Here is a 17446-nt window from a genome sequence, read left to right on the forward strand (position 1 = left end):
CCGACTATTCCTGATCGCTGCGGTGGCCTTCGGCACCGTGTTCGGCGCGTTCGGCGCGGTGCCCGCCGGAGCGGAACCCGTGGCCCCCGCCGACCCACCGACGTCCCTGACCACCCGAGGCAACGAGTGGCGGCAGGTCGGCCCGAACGGCAGCGGCGGCAAACTGGCGTTCACCCCCGCCCGGCCCGCACGGGCCTACGTGCTGACCCCGATCGGCAACGTCGTCTTCCGAACCGACGACCGGGGCACCACCTGGCAGCAGGGCAACGCACTGCCCGTGAACGCCACGGACGCCGGTGGCGTCGCGGCCAGCCCGGTCCGGCCCGACGTGGTGTTCGCCGCCGGCGTGGAGCGGGACCACTGGCGTGGGTACGTGCTGCGCAGCACCGACGCCGGCAGGACGTTCAGCCAAGTGCTGGACACCCCGGACCGGGTCAGCGGAGTCGTGTTCGACCCGACGGGCGCGCGGCTGTACGCCACGGCCGGCGACGGTGTGCGCATCTCCACCGATCACGGCAACACCTGGCGGCTGCTGCCCGGTGCCCCCACCGACGCCCGGAACCCGAAGTTCACCGGGTCCGACCTTTACTTCACCTCCGGCGCCGATGTCTGGGTGCTCCGCCAGGGCGCGCGGACCCCGGTGAAGCTGCCCCGCCCCGGCTCGACCGGCGCACGTGTCGATCAGTTCACCGGCACGGGTGGCACCCTGGTCGCCAGGGGTGACCTGCAGGTCGCGCAGGTCTCCACCGACCGGGGTGCGCACTGGCGGGCGCTGCGCGGGCCGTGGGGCACCGACGTGGTGGTCCTGGCCGCGATCGTGGACGGTTCGGGCCGGCTGCACATCCAGGTCAACCGGTCCACCGGTGAGATGGAGCAATGGGGCAGCCGCGACAACGGCCGCACCTGGCGCGCCGAGGCGGGCCTGGACCGCATCGACCTGTACGAGGCCACCGGCACCTTCCCCGGACGGCCCGGCACGGACGTGATCTCGGCCGGCGCGGGCATCTACACCACCGACGACCACCAGTCCTTCCGCCGGATCGGGGTGCCCGGCTCCGAGGTGTTGTCCCTGACCGTCACCCGGGGCGCGTCGGGCCCGGCGATCGTCGCCGGCACCATGACCGGCAGCTACCAGTCGTCCGCGCCACTGAAGCGGCAACTGCCGCTCGGGTACCAGGAATGGGGTTTCTCCGACACCGCGCCGCACACCTTCGGCAACCGGGTCGACGGCCTGGCCACCGACCCGTCGAACCCTTCGACGGTGTACCGGGTACGCAATACCTGCAACGACGAGCAGCCCTGCTTCTACCTGGAGAAGTCGACCGACGCGGGTCGCCGGTGGACCACCCTCCAGACAGCCGTGCCGGGCAAGGCACTCGCCATCTCGGTCAGCCCCGCCGACCCGAAGCGGCTGTACGTCGCCACCCACTCGCCGTCGGCCGTGTACACCAGCAACGACGGCGGTGAGTCCCTGGTCCAGAACGGGCACGACGACCTGAACGGCTTCACCAGTGTCGCCGTCGACCGGGTCGACCCCGACAGCGCCTGGCTCGGCGGCCCGGACGGGCTGTTCCGGACCACCGACGGCGGCGTCACCCTGCACAAGGTCCTCGACGGCTGGGTGAGCGCGATCGCGCTGAACCCGCGCACCCCGGGCCACGCGGTCATCGCCGCCAGGGACGCGATCTACGTGACCACCGACGACGGCAAGCACCTGACGAAGGTGGCCGGCGACCTGACCGGCTACCTGGGCTCGTTGACGTTCACCCCGGACGGCTCGACGGTGTTCGCGGGCTCGCACTACTACCACACGCCGGCGCTCGGGGTGCTGCGCAGCACCGACGGCGGCCGGACCTGGGGCTCGATCACCAGGAACCTGCCGGAGCCGTCGGTGTCGTCGCTGACCGTGTCGGCCGACGGCCGGTGGCTGTTCGCGGGGACGACGTACGGAAGCGTGCACCGACTCGCGGTGTGACCACGCACCAGGCGCGCCGCCCCTGTCCGACCACCCGGACAGGGGCGGCGTCGTGGCCGGGCGACCACGACCCGACGCGGCCACGCACTAGCCTCGCGCCCATGGCCCACCACCTTCCCCCCGCCGAGTACTACGCCACGCTGCCCCGCCACATCGGCAGCGCCGGAGCGATCCTCCACGACGCCCACGGCCGCATCCTGCTGGTCGAACCGGCCTACGGCGACGGCCACTGGGAGATCCCCGGCGGCGCCATGGACGAGGGCGAATACCCCTGGGACACCGCACGCCGCGAAATCACGGAGGAACTCGGCCTCGACGTCACCCCCGGCCGACTCCTGGCCGTCGACTGGGTACCGCCCCAACCCGACGGCCGCCCCGCTCTGGCGAACCACCTCTTCGACGGCGGCCTCGTCACCGAAGCCCACGCCCGCGCCCACATCCGCCTCGCCGCCGGCGAACTCACCGCCTGGCACCTCGCCACCCCCGACCAATGGGACACCCGGATGGCCCCCCACATGGCCCGCCGCCTCCACGCCTGCGCCCAAGCCCTCGCCGAGGGCACCACCGCCTACCTCCACCACGGCAACACCCCCACCCCCGACCACCGTTGATCCGCAACGCCTCCGGGGCGGCGCACTCGATCCCCGGAAGGACACGGTCGCGCACCCCCACCATTCCCAGCGCCCACACCCGGGGAGGGACACCTCGTTGCAGACTGCGACGGCGTGGTCGGCCGGGAGTCGACGGGCGGCGGCGACCGCCAGGGTGTCACACGGGGAACAGACCGCAGAGCACGGCTTCTTCGGTTCCGTGCCCGCGCTACGACCGTGTCAGACCGCAGTTCCCGCCCACCCACTGCAGCACCGACTGGTAGGCCGAGGCGAAGCCACTGATGTCGTCCATCGTGCCGTGGTCGGCCCGTTGGTGCAGTTGTCGGTCGACGTTGTCGACGCTGCTCCCGATCGCGGCGGGCGCCTCCTTGTTCATGCGGTCCCACACCTCCAGGGTCTGCGCGTCGGGTAGGCCGTTGTGGAGCTTGTCGTCGGTCGCCATGGTCTTGACCGCGTCGGCGCAGAACGCCGTGTTGTCGCCCGAGCCGCCTCCGGCCGACGTGGAAGCGGCAGGCTGCCGTGCCGTCGGAACACCCGAACCGGCTTCGGAGCCACCGCTGTTCGCGCCGCCCGACGTGCCCGCGGCGGTCGCCCCGGGGACCGCGGCGCCCGGTCGCGACGTGGTCGTCGCGGCGTCCGCGGTCCTGTGGCCCGACGACGACCCACCGCACCCGGTCAGCGCTGCGGCCACCAGCACACCGCTCGCCACCACGATCACCCTGGACATCCGATCGGTCGACACGGACCCACCCCCTGGTCTCGTTCGTGAACTCCCGCTCCATCGGCGGAAATCACGTTAAGGGCGCGTGTTCCGAGCACAGTCACATTTGGGGGAATCATGGGAGAACCCGGAAGGTCCCACTGCGGAAGGAACGAAGACGGCGTGCCCGTCGACGTCGAACGGGCGCTCACCGAACGCGCCTTCGAAGCGGACTTCGTTGTCGGGTCCCCGGAGTGTCACCGGCGGGCGGTACCTTGCATCGACCCATGCGACGCGATTTCAAGGAGCGCTCATCGTGACTTCCGAGACGACCTCGATGCCCGACCCCGGCGGGTGGGATGCCGCGCTGACCGGTGCCTTCGAGATACTGCTCGGTGGCCGGCCCGCCGTCGATCCCGCTGCCGGATACGGGGTGTACTACGCCTCGGACTCTCTCGACGAGTTCCTCTTCCCGAATTCCTGGGCCACCCCCGGTGCGCTGGTGGATCGGGAGTCGAGGCGGTTGCCGGATCCGGACGGGGAGTACCCCTTCTCGCCGTGGGCATGGCGGTTCGACCTGAGCGGGTCGCTGTTCCGCTTCGACGCCGACCTTCTGGCCGGAACGGGACCGTGGGGTGCGGGTGGGCACAAGGGACCTCGGCCGTTCGACGATGCCTTCGTCGCCGATTTGCGGACCGTTTCGTCGATCGATGAAGCCGGTGAAGTCCTGGTCCATGGCGCGGAGTTGGGGATCCTCCTGGGCCGCCACGGGGTCGACCTGACCGACATGGAATGCAAGAAGCTCAACGGTTGGCTCTCCGTGCTGCTGCGCGTCGCCACCGATGGCACTGCGACCGACGCGATGCGGGCCGCCACGTTCACCGAGCGCGGCCCCGCGCACCTGGTGTCGATCCGCGACATGAGTGCCGTTCGCACCGCGGCCGAGCCCTGGGAAGCGAGCCTGAGCGCGGTTGCGCATCCCGCGCTCCGCGATCACCTCCGCATGCTCTGCCTCAGCGAGGAGGACGCGCGCAGCGAGGGCGGCTTCTACTGCGGTACCGACCACTGGCCGTGGGCCGATGTCCTGGAAGCGGTCGGTTGCTCCCTGGTCGCAGGCTGGGGGTTCGGCGAGTCCCAGGCCGGTGTGGCCGTCGTGCGACTGCCCGATGAATCGCGAGCGTGCTGACGAAGCTCACCGGGCTTGCTCCGGCCGGGTTCGGTGTCGCGGACTTTTCGAACATCGCACGCCCGGGCTCGCGTTGCCCACGCCCGCCCATGAACGCCACGCTCTCGGCGGACCACGACAACGGACGCCGCTACCAATGGCAGGTCCCCACCGGCCTGACTCCCACCACCTGACCTCCTCGACGTCTCCCGCCACGTGTTCGCTCCGGCGTTCCACCGCCGCGAGCACGGTGACGGCTTCGCCCCGTGGCGCGCCGACGACGCGGACGAGGACTGCGACGGAGGAGCGTCGTGGGGGGCGGTGAGCGGGGCCGTGCTCACGGCCCCGGAGGCATGCCGTCGATGGCGAACGGCGGCATGCGGCGGCATCGCGACGGCGGCGTGCTTGGGCGTTGTTCGGCCTCGGCGTGAGGAGCGTCGCCGAGGGCGCGTCGGGCCGAACCGGAGTCGATCACCCTCGGCGAGTGCCGCATCCTCGATCTCCTCGGCAGGAACGGGGCGCCGGGCAGGGGATCGAGGATGCCGCCGAGCCGGGGACCGACGCGGAGCCGCCATCCGGAACGAAATCGTCCACACGCTCCATGGGGCTGAGCAGACCCCGGGGCTCGCTCTGCCGTCTCGTGCTGGTTATTCACCGTCCTTTTGGGCACGCCGGGGTTCGGCGGCCGGTCGGGCGGGATCGGCGGCGGGATCGGCCTGTCCGAATGCTCCCCCATCCTGCTCGATGGGCTCGAATGATCACCCGTGTCGATTACTTCACGGTGGTTGGCGCCGATTGGGTGGCGCGTGACCCGTTGACAGGTGCACAGCCGGGGCCTAGCGTGCTCCATCACCAGTTAGGAAAGTTTCCTAACTATCGAGGTCCAGCGCCAACTTCCCCCGCGTGAACGACCGTTGCCGGATATCGCTTGCCGCGAAGACCCTTGCAGCGGACCCGCCCGGGCAGCACCACGAGCCGCTGAGCCGCCCCGCGCTCAGCCCCTCTTCGCTGGAGGACACCGTGAGATGTATCAAATCCCGGTCGTCCAGGGCGTTCGGCGCCCTGGTAGCCGCGGCCACCACCGCATCGCTCTGCCTGGCCCTGCCCGCTGCGCACTCGGCCCCCCTCCTTCGCGCCGCCACGTACGAGGCCGAGGCCGCCCAAGTCGTCAAGGGCAAGGTGGAGTCCAACCACGCCGGCCACACCGGCACCGGCTTCGTGAACTTCGACGCGGTCGCCGGCGCGTACGTCGAGTTCACCGTCGAGGCGGGGCAACCGGGAGCCACGAAGCTCGACTTCCGATACGCCAACGGCACCTCCGTCGACCGGCCGCTGCACATCGCGGTCAACGGCACCCAGACCGCCGGCGACCTCTCCTTCCCCGGCACCGGCGCCTGGACGACCTGGAAGACGGCCTCCGTCACGACGGCACTGGCTGCGGGCACCAACAAGATCCGCGCCACCACCTCGGGTGCGGACGGCCCCAACCTCGACAGCCTGACCGTCACCCCGCAGGGCCCGGCCGACACCGAGAAGCCGACGGCCCCGAAGAACCTGCGCAAGGACCAGGAGCCGACCACCACATCCGTGTCCCTCGCGTGGGACGCGTCCACCGACAACGTGAAGGTCACCGGGTACGACGTCTACCAGCACGGCCAACTGATGAAGCAGGTCGACGGCTCCACACAGGCCACCACGGTGACCGGCCTGACGCCCGAGACCAACTACGACTGGACCGTTTTCGCGCGCGACGCCGTCCCGAACGTCTCCGACGCCAGCAACGCGGTCACCATCGCCACGCTGCCCGCACCGCCCGACAGCGAGGCGCCGAGTGCCCCGCAGGGTCTGCACGCCACCGCCACGACCGCGACGAGCGTCGACCTGGCATGGACGCCGTCCACCGACAACGTGAAGGTCACGGGGTATGACATCTACCGTGACGGCGCCGCCGCGGGCACCTCGGAAACCGCGTCCACGACCGTCGCGGGCCTGAAGGCCGACACGGCGTACAGGTTCAAGGCGCGGGCCTTCGACGCCAAGGGCAACCGGTCGGCGTTCGGCCCGGAGATCAGCGTCACCACCGCCGGTTCCCAGGCGGGCGGCACGCCCGACCCGGGCACCGTGAAGACCCTGGCCGACGGTGTGGACGTCGCCTGGGGCGTGGCGTTCCTGCCGGACGGCTCCGGGATCTACACCGAGCGGAACACCTTCGACGTCTACCGGCTGACCAAGTCCGGCCAGAAGACGAAGCTCGGCAAGGTGCCCAACTCCCAGACCACCGGCGGCGAGGGCGGCCTGATGGGCGTGGAGGTTTCCCCGAACTTCGCCACCGACCACTACGTGTACTTCCTGCACACCTCGTCCGACGGCAACCGCATCGCCCGGATGAAGCTGGAGAACAACGCGCTCAGCGGCTACAAGGTGCTGCTCGCCGGCATGGCCAAGAGCCGGTACCACAACGGCGGGCGGCTTCGCTTCGGACCCGACGGCAAGCTGTACGCCGGCATGGGCGATGCCCAGAACGACTCCCGGGCGCAGGACAAGAACTCCCTCAACGGCAAGATCCTGCGCATCAACCCGGACGGCTCGATCCCGTCGGACAACCCGTTCGGCAACGCCGTCTGGTCCATCGGGCACCGCAACCCGCAGGGCCTGGACTTCGACTCCAAGGGACGCCTCTGGCAGGCGGAGTTCGGCGACAACATCATGGACGAGGTCAACCTGATCCAGAAGGGCGGCAACTACGGTTGGCCCAACTGTCAGGGCACCGAGGGGAGTTGCTCCGGCTACATCGCGCCGAAGAAGACCTGGCCGGTGTCGTCCGCCTCGCCGAGCGGCCTGACCATCATCAACGACCACGTGTTCGTGGCCACCACTCGGGGTGAGCGGATCTACCGGCTGCGCATCGACTCCGCCTCCAACCTGGTCGAGCAGAAGTCGTACTTCGAGGGGACGTACGACCGGCTGCGCACCGTGGAGGTCGACCGCGACGGGGACATCTGGCTCACCACGTCCACCGACAAGGACGGCACGGCGGGCAACGACCGGATCCTGCTGATCGACATCGTCTACTCGAACGGACGCCGTCCGGGGCCGGGCGAGTTCGTACCGACCGGCGCCACTTTCGCTGACAACGCCGGTATTCCGGACAAGTAGACCTGCGCCGGGGCCGTTCCGCGGCCGGGGACACCTCACCGCCGCCGGCGTGGGGCGCGGACGACACCGGTGCCAAGTGCCACCGACTCGCGTCGTGATGTCGTGGACGGTCGAAGATCCCTGCGCTGTGCCGTGGAAACGCGGCATGGCGCAGGTGGTGGGTGGCGGTGGATGGCGTGCGGGACTTCCCGCGCCGGGCGCGGTGCGGGCCGGAAATGGCACCGCGCCCGCGCCCGGCGCGGATCGCCCGTAGAGGGCGTCAGGGCGAGTCGGCTCAGTTGCGGCTGTGGATCGTCTTGTGGATCCAGCTCTTGTACGCGGTGTCGTTCGTGTACAGGCCCGGGCCCGTCGCGCAGCCGGGCTTGCCGTCGCCGTCGCCCGAGGTGGTGCCGATCAGCTCCCACCGGCCGCCGCGGTTCTTTTGGATCTGCGGGCCGCCGGAGTCGCCGAAGCAGGCCATGGCCTTGGGCTTCAGGCTGATCGTGCACAGGCGGGTGGCGTCGGTGCGGCCGTTGCACTCGGCGCTGGTGCCCAGGCGGGTGTCCAGTTCCTGGAGCCGGTTCGGGAAGATCGCGTCCTCCAGCCGGTCCGGGTCGACGATGGTGCCCCAGCCCAGGAGCCGAGTCGGCGTGCCCACCGGCCCGGCCTGCTTGGCGAGCTTGATCGGCTTCTCCTTGACCGCCCGGTCCAGGCGGATCAACGCGAGGTCGTTCACGTTGTAGCCGCCCTCGTCGGCGGGCTGCGAGTAGCCGGGGTGCATCACGATCTTGTCGATGCCGCGAACGGTGCCACCCTGCGCGCGGTTCTCGCTGCCGATCCGCACCGTTCCGTTCAGTTGGATCGGCAGATCAGGGTCGACACAGTGCGCCGCGGTGAGCACCCACTGTCGATCGATCAGGGTGGCCCCGCACCCGGCGTCCACGCCCCCCGCCTTCATCGGAAGGTAGGCCATGAACGGGTAACTCTCGCTTGAGTCCTGCCCGTTGACGATTGCCCCGGCGCTGCCGGCGAACGCCGTGGTGCCGAGCACGAGTGCCGCGCCCGTGGCCGCGATCGCCTTGGCGACCAGGCCGCGCCGGCGGCGCGGGGTGGGGCCGGTGTCGGCGGTGGGACGCGAGGTGGATGCACGCATGTAGTGACCTTTCGTGGAGGGAGGATCGGCCGCACGAGGGTGCGGCGGCCGTACCCGGGCCGAACGTCTCCCGCGTTCGGGCCCGTGCAGTTCATCCTCGGCGCGCCGGGCCGTCGGAAACAGTCGCCTCGATGTCATCCTCGGTCAGATTCCGGACATGCCGATACTCGCGATGCTCGCGCTCGACGGCGTCTCCGGACATCGGCTCACCGCCCCCGGACCGGTCCCGGAGCAGCGTTTCCGCCGCCTTTCGGTCCGCGTCGGCGCCTGCGGCCGGTGGCCCGACCGTGACGCGATGCGCGCCGTCGCGGAAGGGGGACCGGTCGGCATCGAAGCGGACCCGAAGCACGGGGATCACATGTGGGGAAGGTCGCCGGGGCGTGGGGGCGGTGGTTGTCGAGCCGGCACGTGTAGTTGTGATGTAGGCGACGTACTCCGACATGCCCGACGCGGCCCCGGTCACGGACGGAAACGCCGGTCGCTTCCGCGCACGCGATCATACGTCCGTCTCCGGGCGGGAGGTACGGTGACGAGGTGACGGAGACATTGCCCGCCGATGTGGCCCTCGTACTGGAGGCCGTTCTCGGCGAGGATGATCCTGTCCACGTGGCACTTCGCCGACAGGTTCCGCATATCCGCGTGCGAGGACGCTGCACGTGTGGGTGCGGCACCGCGTACTTCGATCTCGATACCGAAGCGGTGGAGCCGGCGCCGTCCGGCCCGGGCACCGTGGTGGCGGCCGAGGCTCGGATCTTCACGGATGACGGAGAGTGCCCCGGCGAGGTCCTGGTCTTCGCACAGGGCGGCTACCTCTCGTGGCTGGAAGTCTGCTCCTGGAGCGACGACATCGAGGTAACCCTGGCCACCGCCCAACGGTCGTTGTGCCGTTGAAGCCGGAGTTCTTCGTCAACGGCCGGTTCCATCTCTGTCCCTCGCCCGTCCCGTCGAGTTGTCGCCGATCTGTCGTTTGCGACAGATCGGCGTGAGAGTGCCCCGGCGAGGTCCTGGGAACAGGGCGTGCCCGAAAGGCGGTTGCGTTGCCATTCGGCCGACCGACGACGATTCGCGGTCATTTCCCTGCCGGCATCTCGCCCGGATTCGATCGCACCTGGTGTCATGGGCGCGCCATTGCCGACTCACCGGAGGTACGCATGTCACGCAGGAGATCGTCCGGGCTCCTCACCCTGCCCACGCTGGTCCTCTCGCTGCTCCTCTCCCTGCTCCTCACGCCCGCAGTGGGCCCGTTCGCCGCTTCCGCGTCCGCCACCGAACACGAGTTTCTGAACGACTACGGGCTCCTGCCGCAGTCTCCGCAGCCGAAGTGCGCCGATCGCCGCCTCCACCTGGACGCGGGCACCTACGCCTGGACCCTGGATACGCCGGGCGGCAGCATCGGGCGGGACGCCGTGGAACTGGAGAGCGGCTGGTACCGGTGGACCGTCTGTGTCTGGCGTCGCGTCGGCACGTTCAATCAGACCGTCGAACTCCGCCCCGAGAACCCCGGGGCGCTGCTCACGATGGAGTACCCGTTCGCCGTCGACAGCGCCCTTGCGTACACGTGGGGCAGCATGCTCTATTGCTGGAAGCCCGCCTGAGCCGTCGGCTCGATCCACGGCTCCTCCGCCCGAGCCGACCCGCGCGCCCCAGCCGCAGCGGACCGACTCCCGCAAGGAGTGGGCCACTTCGTCGGGGGCGGCCCCCCGCCCGGGGGGGGGGCCCCCCCCCCGACTCGCTTGTCGGGGTTGCGTTTGCGGGCGGACGCGCTGCCCGGGGTCCGGCCGCGTCTGCGTTGTCGACGACGGCCGCAGGATCAGAGGTCCGCCGGCGGCAGGCCGAGGTGGTCGTGCCATGCCCGACGGCCGGCGGGCGTCACGACGAGGGCGCGGGTGGTGCCGACGCGCGTCATCCATCCGGCGGCGAGTGCGTGGGCGCACAGGGCGGTACCCACTGCGCCGGCCAGGTGGGGACGGCGCTCGGTCCAGTCCAGGCATGCGCGCACCGGCGGTCGGCGTGAGCCGCCGGGCACGGTGATACCGACCTCGGTCAGCCAGAGGGTGCCCTTGCCGGTCAGGCCCGGCTCGGTCCCCCACTCCAGCAGTCCGCGCTCGACCATGGCGTCGGTGATCGCCAGCGCGACGGTTCCGGCCAGATGGTCGTAGCACAGCCGCGCACGGGCCAGCGCCTGCTGTCGGCCGGAGGCCGACAACGAACGCGGTCGGGCGCTGCTCTGCGGGGCCAGCGCGGCAAGGCTCTCGATCAGTTCGACCACCCTGCGGTCGGCCACCCGTACGTAGCGGTGGCGTCCGTGCCGCTCCTCGACGAGGAGTCCGCCACCGACGAGCAGGTTCAGGTGAGACGTCGTGGTGGACGGTGCGACTCCGGCGTAGCGCGCGAGCTCGTTCGCCGTCCACGCCCGGCCGTCGAGCAGTGCCAGGCAGAAGGCGGCCCTGGTCCCGTCGGCCAGCAGCCTGGCCACGCCGGCCAGGTCCACCCCTACGTCCCGACCTGCGCGCCGAATGTCCACGTCGGTCATTGTCGCCGACGTCCCTTCGACGTTCGTCGAAGCGTCCACGTCCTAGCGTCGGCACGTGCGCGGGGCTTGCCGGCCCCGCCCCCGAATCCGCTCGCGAGGCCGTGCCGCCTCCACCCACGTACCGGAGCAACCGTGACCACATCCGACACGAACGTCACCGCGTCACCACATCCCGAACCCCGGACGGAGCTCGTGGTCACCGACGCCCCCACCCCGGCGGACATCACGGTGATCTCCGACGCGCTGGACCGCTTCAACATCGAGCACACGGGAATCGCCGACCGCAAGGCGCTCGCCGTCCTGGTCCGTGATCCCGAGACGCACCGGGTGGTCGGCGGGCTCACCGGGCGCACTTCGCTCGGGCTGTTCTTCGTCGACCTCTTTCACCTGCCGCCTCGGCTGCGAGGCAGCGGGCTGGGAAGCGAGATCCTGCGGCGGGCCGAGGACGAGGCCCACGCCCGCGGCTGCCGCACGGCCGTGCTCTACACCATCACCTTCCAGGCCCCCGGCTTCTACCGGAAACAGGGGTGGAAGCTCCTGGGAGAGGTCCCCTGCGATCCGCCGGGCGCCGGCCGCGTCTTCATGACCAAGGAACTCACCGCACCGACCGGCCGACCGGTTCGGCCCCGGTAGGGTCGCCGTGCTCGTTGCACCATCACGCCGCCGGCGTGGGCGCTGCGTTGCGGGGGCCATTATTGTCTGCCTCCATCGCCTGGAGCCTCGTGGTCGGTGCTCATGAAAGCCACTGTCCGGCCCACACCAACCTCCGGGCCACCGGCAAACTGACAGCCGATGCCGGAAAACCGCCAACTTTCTCCAGGATCCGCAGAGCCGCGGGACACGGCCAGTGGCGCCGGATGGCTGCCGCACGGCTACCGCCTCGGCCCCCACACCCACGACCAGGGCCAGCTCGTCTACGCTGCCGCCGGGACACCGGCCACCACGACGGAGCGCGGAACCTGGGTGGCCCCGGCCAACCGTGTGACGTGGACGCCACCCGGCTATGCCCACGGACACCGCTTCTACGGCCGCAGCGACGCACGCCTGCTGACGATCCCGCTCGAACTGTGCGGCCAACTCGCGGGACATCCCAGCGTTTTCGCCGTCAGCCCACTGCTGCGCGAGGCCGTCCTGGCCCTGACCGACGACCGGCCCGAGGCTCGCCCCGGTGCCCACCGACGGCTGCTCGCCGTGGTCATCGACGAGCTCTCCGACACCCCCGCGCAGTCCGTGCACCTGCCCCAACCCGACGACGACCGGCTGCGCACCGTCACCGACCTCCTGCATTCCGACCCCGCCCGGCCGGCAACCCCGACCGAACTGGGGCGCGCCGCCGGAGCCAGTGAGCGCACCCTCAGCCGCCTCTTCCACACCGAACCGGGCATGAGCTTCCACCGGTGGCGCACGCTCCTGCGCATCCAACACGCCCTGGCCCACCTCACCAACGGCATGGCGGTCACCGAGTGGGACCGGCTCATGATCGGTGGGCCGCAGCCGATCGGCATCCGCGCGAGGTGGCTCGGCAGCGGCATGAATGTGTGATCACTACTTCGAGTCAGGGGGCCACCGCACCCTTCCGCCGCCAATCAGCGGTCTGTCGATGCCTTCGGGACCGGTGAGACCACCCCTGGCCATGCGTCCGGCAGGGGAGACCGTCGTGCCGATCCCGAAGGTCGGGGTGAAGTTCGTCCACGCCCACCACACGCAGAAGACCGCGCGGAAAGGAACGATTTCCGACTCGGGTGTTCGAAATTCGTGCACGGGAGATTTCGCGGGATCTGTCACACCGGCACGGGCTGCGCGGTCCTATCTGGCAAAGAACGCCCTGAACACCGGAAAGGACCACTCGTGAGCATCACCGACCGGCCGGTCGTCGTCCTTGTCCACGGAGCCTTCGCCGAGTCGGCGAGTTGGAACCGTGTCATCCGGTTGCTGGAGGGCCGCGGGGTGCACGCGGTCGCGGTGGCGAATCCGCTGCGCGGACTCGCGGACGACGCGGCGTACGTACGCGATGTCGTCGACGGCCTCGCTCGCCCGGTCGTCCTGGTCGGCCATTCCTACGCCGGTCTGGTGGTCACCCAGGCCGCGGCCGGCCTGCCGGCGGTTCAATCCCTGGTCTACGTGGCCGCGTTCGCCCCGGAGACGGACGAGTCCGCCTTGCAGTTGTCCGGCAGGTTCCCGGGCAGCACCCTGGCCGACGCGTTGGCCGGGTATCCGGTGGCCTCCGGCGGCATCGAGTTCCGGATCGCCGAGGACCGGTTCCACCACCAGTTCTGCGCCGACCTGTACGCCGACGAGGCCGCCCTGATGGCGGCGACCCAGCGCCCGGTCACCGAGCGGGCGCTGACCGACGGACTGACCGGCGAACCGGCGTGGCGGACCATCCCCTCATGGTTCGTCTTCGGCGGGACGGACCTCAACATCCCGGTGGAGACGCTGCGGTTCATGGCCGAACGCGCCTCCTCGCGCGGAACCCGCGAGGTCACCGACGCCTCGCACGCGATCGCGGCAAGCCGGCCCGATGCGGTGGCCGCCACGATTCTCGACGCCGTCGAGGGAAAGCAAGGCTGAGCGTCGGATCGGGAGGTGCCGGGTGGGAGATCTCCGCCCGGCACCATCGACGCCGGCCCGGGCAGGGGTGCCCGTTCGTCGGCGTCAGGTGCCGGCCAGCGCATCGCGGAGCTTGTTCCGCGAGGTGATGCCGAGCTTGATGAACACCTTGTGCAGGTGCCACTCGGCCGTACGCGGGCTGATGAACAATTCGGCGCCTATCTCGGAGTTCGTCCTGCCCTCCGCGGCGAGCCGGGCGATCTGGACTTCCTGTGTGGTGAGTGACCCCTGTACGTCGACGGTGCGCTGCCGGACCGACTCGCCGGTGGCGGCAAGTTCTCGGCGGGCGCGCTCGGCGAAGGCGCGCGCACCGAAGCCGTTCAGCATCTCGTAGGCGGTGCGCAGGTGCTCGCGCGCGTCGGCACGCCGGTTCTCGCGGCGCAGCCACTCGCCATACACCAGGTGGGTGCGCGCGAGGTGGACGGCGATTCGGCTGTGCTCCAGGCGCTCCACGGCTTCGCGGTAGAGAAGGTCGGCGGCCTTGCCCTCGCTGAGCAGCGCTTGTGACCGGGCCAGCACTCCCAGGCCCCAGTCCGTGCTCTGCGCGCCGACCCGTTCCTCGAGTCGGCGCAGGGCCGACGCGGCCGACTCGGGGGCGTCGCTGCGCACGCCCGCTTCGACCTGTTCGACGAGGGTGAATCCGGCGACCGCCAAATCCTCGTGCTCACCGGCCCGTTCGGCACTCCCTCGGGCGTCCCGGTACCGGCCGAGGCCGTTGTACAGCACTGCCAGCAGGTAATGTCCCAGCCCGATCGCGCGCCCCTCACCCCAGGCGGTCGCGTCCTGAGCGGTGCTCAGGATCACGTCCGCCGCCTGGACGTCCTCACCGCGCCAGGCCATGAGGAGAAGCGAGGCGTACGCCAGCGGCGAGTTGCCGGTTGCCTCGGTGATGTTGTCGGACTCGTTGATCAAGGTGGAGGCGAGGTCGAACTCTCCGGCGTGCACGTGCACGGCGGCGCGGTAGGCGAGTGCCAGGGGAAGGAAATTGAGCGCGCCGGTTTCCCGGGCCGCCTGTACCGCGTGTGTGCTCAGAACATGCCACGTCTCGTCGTCCCACATGTCGCCGGCGACCGGCCACGCCAGCCAGAGCCAGCGCATGACGTCGTCCTCATTGCGTGCGGCGGCCTTTCGGAACGCTCCCAGCGCGGGCTTCAACAGCGTCGCGCCTTGCGCGCACCCTTCGGTGAACCATGTCGCCAGGCCGTCGAGGAGGGCGTCCGCCGGCCTGCCGGGCTGCGGTGCGCGCGGTGCCCTGCGGGCAGCTTCGGCAACCTCCCGCGCTCCGACGGGTCCGTTGAGGCGACCGCCGAAGACCGCCGCTCCGATCGCTTCGAGATAGGCCTCGCGCGCCTGGGCGCTGTCCCCGTGTTCCAGTCGCCCGGCTGCGTCGAGCATCAGCGGAAGAGCCTCACCACCGCGCCGGCGGGCGAAGACGATCTGAGCGCGCAGCCGGGCCAGTCGTGCGCGTTCGAGCTCACTCACGGGGCTCGTTTCCGCGGCCGCGACGAGTTCGAGTGCCGCGTCGGGGGCGCCGGCGTCGAAGGTGGCTCGCGCGGCGGTCGCAGCCCTGATCCCGTACCGGATCGGGTCGGGCGTCAGTTCGGTCGCGCGCCTGAGGAAGGCGGCCGCCGCCGCGACGCCGCCGCGGGCCTTGGCCTGGTCCGCGGAGCGCTCCAGTTCCTCGGCCAGAGCCTCGTCGGGCGCAACCGCCGCGTGTGCCCGGTGCCAGGCCCGGCGGTCGGAGTCGAAATCGGAATCGGTCGCTTCGGCCAACGCACGGTGCACGTCGCGGCGCACCGCGGGATCGGCCCCGTGGTAGGCGGCGGAGCGCACCAGCGGATGACGGAACCGCACTCGCGGACCGATCTCGATCAGTCCCGACGCCTCCACCGCCTTCGCGACCTCCGCCGCGATGTCGAGCCGCTCGGCCACCCTTCGCAACAACGACACGTCCCCGACCGGCTCTGCGGCGGCCGCCAGCAGCAGGCGCTGTGCCGAGTCGGACAGGCACCCGATCTGGCGAAGGAAACTCTCCTCGATCCGGCTCGCCAACGGTCGCGCGTCCGGACGCCCGAAGCCGGCCAGCTCCGCCGGAGTCAACCCCCGGGTCAGTTCCAGCAGAGCCAGCGGGTTGCCGCGGGTCTCCGCGACGACGCGGTCCCGGATGCGTTCGTCCAGCCGTCCGGGGATCACCGAGTCCAGGAGCGCACGCGCGTCGTCGTCGCGCAACCCGCCGATCGTCAGCTCTCGCAGCCCCGTCAGCGGATCGCCGCCTGCGGCAGGCACCGTCGTGCGCGCCGAGAACACCAGGGCGACCCGCTCCGCGAGGAGCCTGCGTGCGACGAACGCCAGCGTCTGTGCGGAGGCTTGGTCCAGCCACTGGGTGTCGTCCACGACACAGACGACCGGCTGTTCCTCCGCCACGTCGGCCAACAGACCGAGGACCGCCAGCCCGACCATGAAACGGTCCGGGGCACTGCCCGCCCGGAGGCCGAAGGCCACGGCCAAGGCATCCCGCTGCGGATCGGGAAGACGGTCGATCCGCCCCATTATCGGCATGCACAGCTGGTGTAGTCCGGCGAACGCCAGCTCCATCTCGGACTCGACCCCGACCACACGCAGGACACGGCATCCGGCCGCGTTCCCCACCATGTGCTCCACCAACGCGGACTTGCCGACCCCCGCCTCACCGCGCAGCACCAGCACACGGCTGTCACCTGCCCTGGCGTCGGCGACCACCTGGTCCAGAGCCCGGCATTCGCTGCGCCGGCCACGCAGCCAACGCAGAGGAGTGCCGTTCGACATGGGAACCACCGCAGGTCAGAGGGTCGGACCCGCTTCAGTCCGGGTCTTCCCCATGATGCACCAGCGTCCGGGCAGCGGTGCGGGCGGCTCGGACATCCGGCGGGAAGGGTGTCCGGGAGCGCGGGGCTGCTCCCCGCGATGGCACGGGCCCCGAGGGGGTTCCATGGCTCGTCGGGGTGCGGAGCCCCTGAAACAAACCGATGAGGCGCGCCATGTTGCCGGTGCGAGCCGCGTCGAGGAAGGCCTCCAACAGCCCGTCCAGCTCTGCGGGATCGACCGGGCGATGCCGTCGTCGGGCAAGATGCCCGCGCGCGCGGAACGCAAGTTGCCGGGCGTTTCCTTCGCTGAGGCCGAGGAGGTCGGCTATTTCGCGGAACGGGTACGCGAAAGCCTCCCGAAGTATGTACACCGCACGTTCGACCGGGGGCAGCCGTTCCATCAGCAACCGCAAGGCACTTGCGAGCGCCTCCCGGCGTTCCGCGCCCGGCGCCGGATCCACGGACCACGGCGCGTGCGTCGGACTTCGGAACTCGACGCTGACCTCGTGTCGGGCCCACGCCGAGGTCGCCGCGTTGAGCGCCGCATGGGCGGTGACGGTGGCGAGGAACGCCGCACGGTCCCCCGCTCGACTGCCGTGAGACACGGCTCCAGGTCCGGAACGCTCCTTTCCGGGATACGGGTACCTGCCGACAGCGCGCCGCGCGCGCACCGGAAAAGCGGGGGAGGCCGTCGGACCCAGGACCGTACGAAGGGGGATGC

Annotated in this window: 14 protein-coding genes; 9 read left to right on the forward strand and 5 right to left on the reverse strand. The window is 70.7% G+C overall.

What is annotated here, in order from left to right; all coding sequences use genetic code 11:
- The first annotated feature begins 22 nt into the window (after nt 1-22).
- Nucleotides 23-1975: a hypothetical protein gene (locus ACFXMF_RS17440; RefSeq protein WP_360309959.1), complete on the forward strand. Its 1953-nt coding sequence runs from the start codon at nt 23-25 to the stop codon at nt 1973-1975.
- Nucleotides 1976-2076: 101 nt separating this feature from the next.
- The gene (locus ACFXMF_RS17445) at nt 2077-2586 is read left to right on the forward strand and encodes an NUDIX domain-containing protein (protein WP_379992529.1); all 510 of its coding nucleotides are present in this window, start codon (nt 2077-2079) and stop codon (nt 2584-2586) included.
- Between the two features lie 208 nt (nt 2587-2794).
- On the opposite strand, the gene ACFXMF_RS17450 is transcribed toward ACFXMF_RS17445, so the two are convergent.
- Nucleotides 2795-3328, reverse strand: a complete 534-nt coding sequence (locus tag ACFXMF_RS17450; protein WP_379992528.1) for a hypothetical protein — start codon at nt 3326-3328, stop codon at nt 2795-2797.
- A gap of 274 nt (nt 3329-3602) precedes the next feature.
- On the opposite strand from ACFXMF_RS17450, the gene ACFXMF_RS17455 reads away from it, so the two are divergent.
- Nucleotides 3603-4472, forward strand: coding sequence for a hypothetical protein (locus tag ACFXMF_RS17455; protein WP_379992527.1), 870 nt, complete (start codon nt 3603-3605; stop codon nt 4470-4472).
- Nucleotides 4473-5471: 999 nt separating this feature from the next.
- Nucleotides 5472-7607 carry a PQQ-dependent sugar dehydrogenase gene (locus ACFXMF_RS17460; RefSeq protein ID WP_360309967.1) on the forward strand — a complete coding sequence of 712 codons (2136 nt, stop codon included), beginning with the start codon at nt 5472-5474 and terminating at the stop codon, nt 7605-7607.
- A gap of 274 nt (nt 7608-7881) precedes the next feature.
- Here ACFXMF_RS17460 and ACFXMF_RS17465 read toward each other — a convergent pair whose 3' ends face one another.
- Nucleotides 7882-8739 carry a S1 family peptidase gene (locus ACFXMF_RS17465; RefSeq protein WP_379992822.1) on the reverse strand — a complete coding sequence of 286 codons (858 nt, stop codon included), beginning with the start codon at nt 8737-8739 and terminating at the stop codon, nt 7882-7884.
- A 534-nt stretch (nt 8740-9273) separates the two neighbouring features.
- Here ACFXMF_RS17465 and ACFXMF_RS17470 point away from each other — a divergent pair.
- Together ACFXMF_RS17470 and ACFXMF_RS17475 are read left to right on the forward strand one after the other, a co-directional pair.
- Entirely contained in the window at nt 9274-9630 is a 357-nt protein-coding gene (locus tag ACFXMF_RS17470; RefSeq protein ID WP_379992821.1) for a hypothetical protein, read from the forward strand.
- A 260-nt stretch (nt 9631-9890) separates the two neighbouring features.
- The gene (locus ACFXMF_RS17475; RefSeq protein ID WP_379992820.1) at nt 9891-10334 is read left to right on the forward strand and encodes a hypothetical protein; all 444 of its coding nucleotides are present in this window, start codon (nt 9891-9893) and stop codon (nt 10332-10334) included.
- A gap of 215 nt (nt 10335-10549) precedes the next feature.
- On the opposite strand, the gene ACFXMF_RS17480 is transcribed toward ACFXMF_RS17475, so the two are convergent.
- Nucleotides 10550-11272 (reverse strand): winged helix-turn-helix domain-containing protein, encoded by a 723-nt coding sequence (locus tag ACFXMF_RS17480; protein ID WP_360309973.1) that lies wholly within the window; start codon nt 11270-11272, stop codon nt 10550-10552.
- Between the two features lie 132 nt (nt 11273-11404).
- Here ACFXMF_RS17480 and ACFXMF_RS17485 point away from each other — a divergent pair, with 132 nt between their 5' ends.
- The 3 genes from ACFXMF_RS17485 (at nt 11405) to ACFXMF_RS17495 (ending at nt 13843) form a co-directional block, all read left to right on the forward strand.
- Nucleotides 11405-11905: a GNAT family N-acetyltransferase gene (locus tag ACFXMF_RS17485; RefSeq protein ID WP_360309975.1), complete on the forward strand. Its 501-nt coding sequence runs from the start codon at nt 11405-11407 to the stop codon at nt 11903-11905.
- A 159-nt stretch (nt 11906-12064) separates the two neighbouring features.
- Nucleotides 12065-12814 carry a helix-turn-helix domain-containing protein gene (locus ACFXMF_RS17490; protein ID WP_379991583.1) on the forward strand — a complete coding sequence of 250 codons (750 nt, stop codon included), beginning with the start codon at nt 12065-12067 and terminating at the stop codon, nt 12812-12814.
- A 306-nt stretch (nt 12815-13120) separates the two neighbouring features.
- The gene (locus ACFXMF_RS17495; protein WP_360309979.1) at nt 13121-13843 is read left to right on the forward strand and encodes an alpha/beta hydrolase; all 723 of its coding nucleotides are present in this window, start codon (nt 13121-13123) and stop codon (nt 13841-13843) included.
- Nucleotides 13844-13927: 84 nt separating this feature from the next.
- Here ACFXMF_RS17495 and ACFXMF_RS17500 read toward each other — a convergent pair whose 3' ends face one another.
- Together ACFXMF_RS17500 and ACFXMF_RS17505 are read right to left on the reverse strand one after the other, a co-directional pair.
- Nucleotides 13928-16687, reverse strand: coding sequence for an ATP-binding protein (locus ACFXMF_RS17500; RefSeq protein WP_379991582.1), 2760 nt, complete (start codon nt 16685-16687; stop codon nt 13928-13930).
- 34 nt (nt 16688-16721) lie between these two features.
- Nucleotides 16722-17396 carry a sigma factor-like helix-turn-helix DNA-binding protein gene (locus ACFXMF_RS17505; protein ID WP_380020679.1) on the reverse strand — a complete coding sequence of 225 codons (675 nt, stop codon included), beginning with the start codon at nt 17394-17396 and terminating at the stop codon, nt 16722-16724.
- Nucleotides 17397-17446 lie beyond the last annotated feature (50 nt).

Source organism: Embleya sp. NPDC059213 (assembly GCF_042754445.1).
Lineage (GTDB): Bacteria > Actinomycetota > Actinomycetes > Streptomycetales > Streptomycetaceae > Embleya.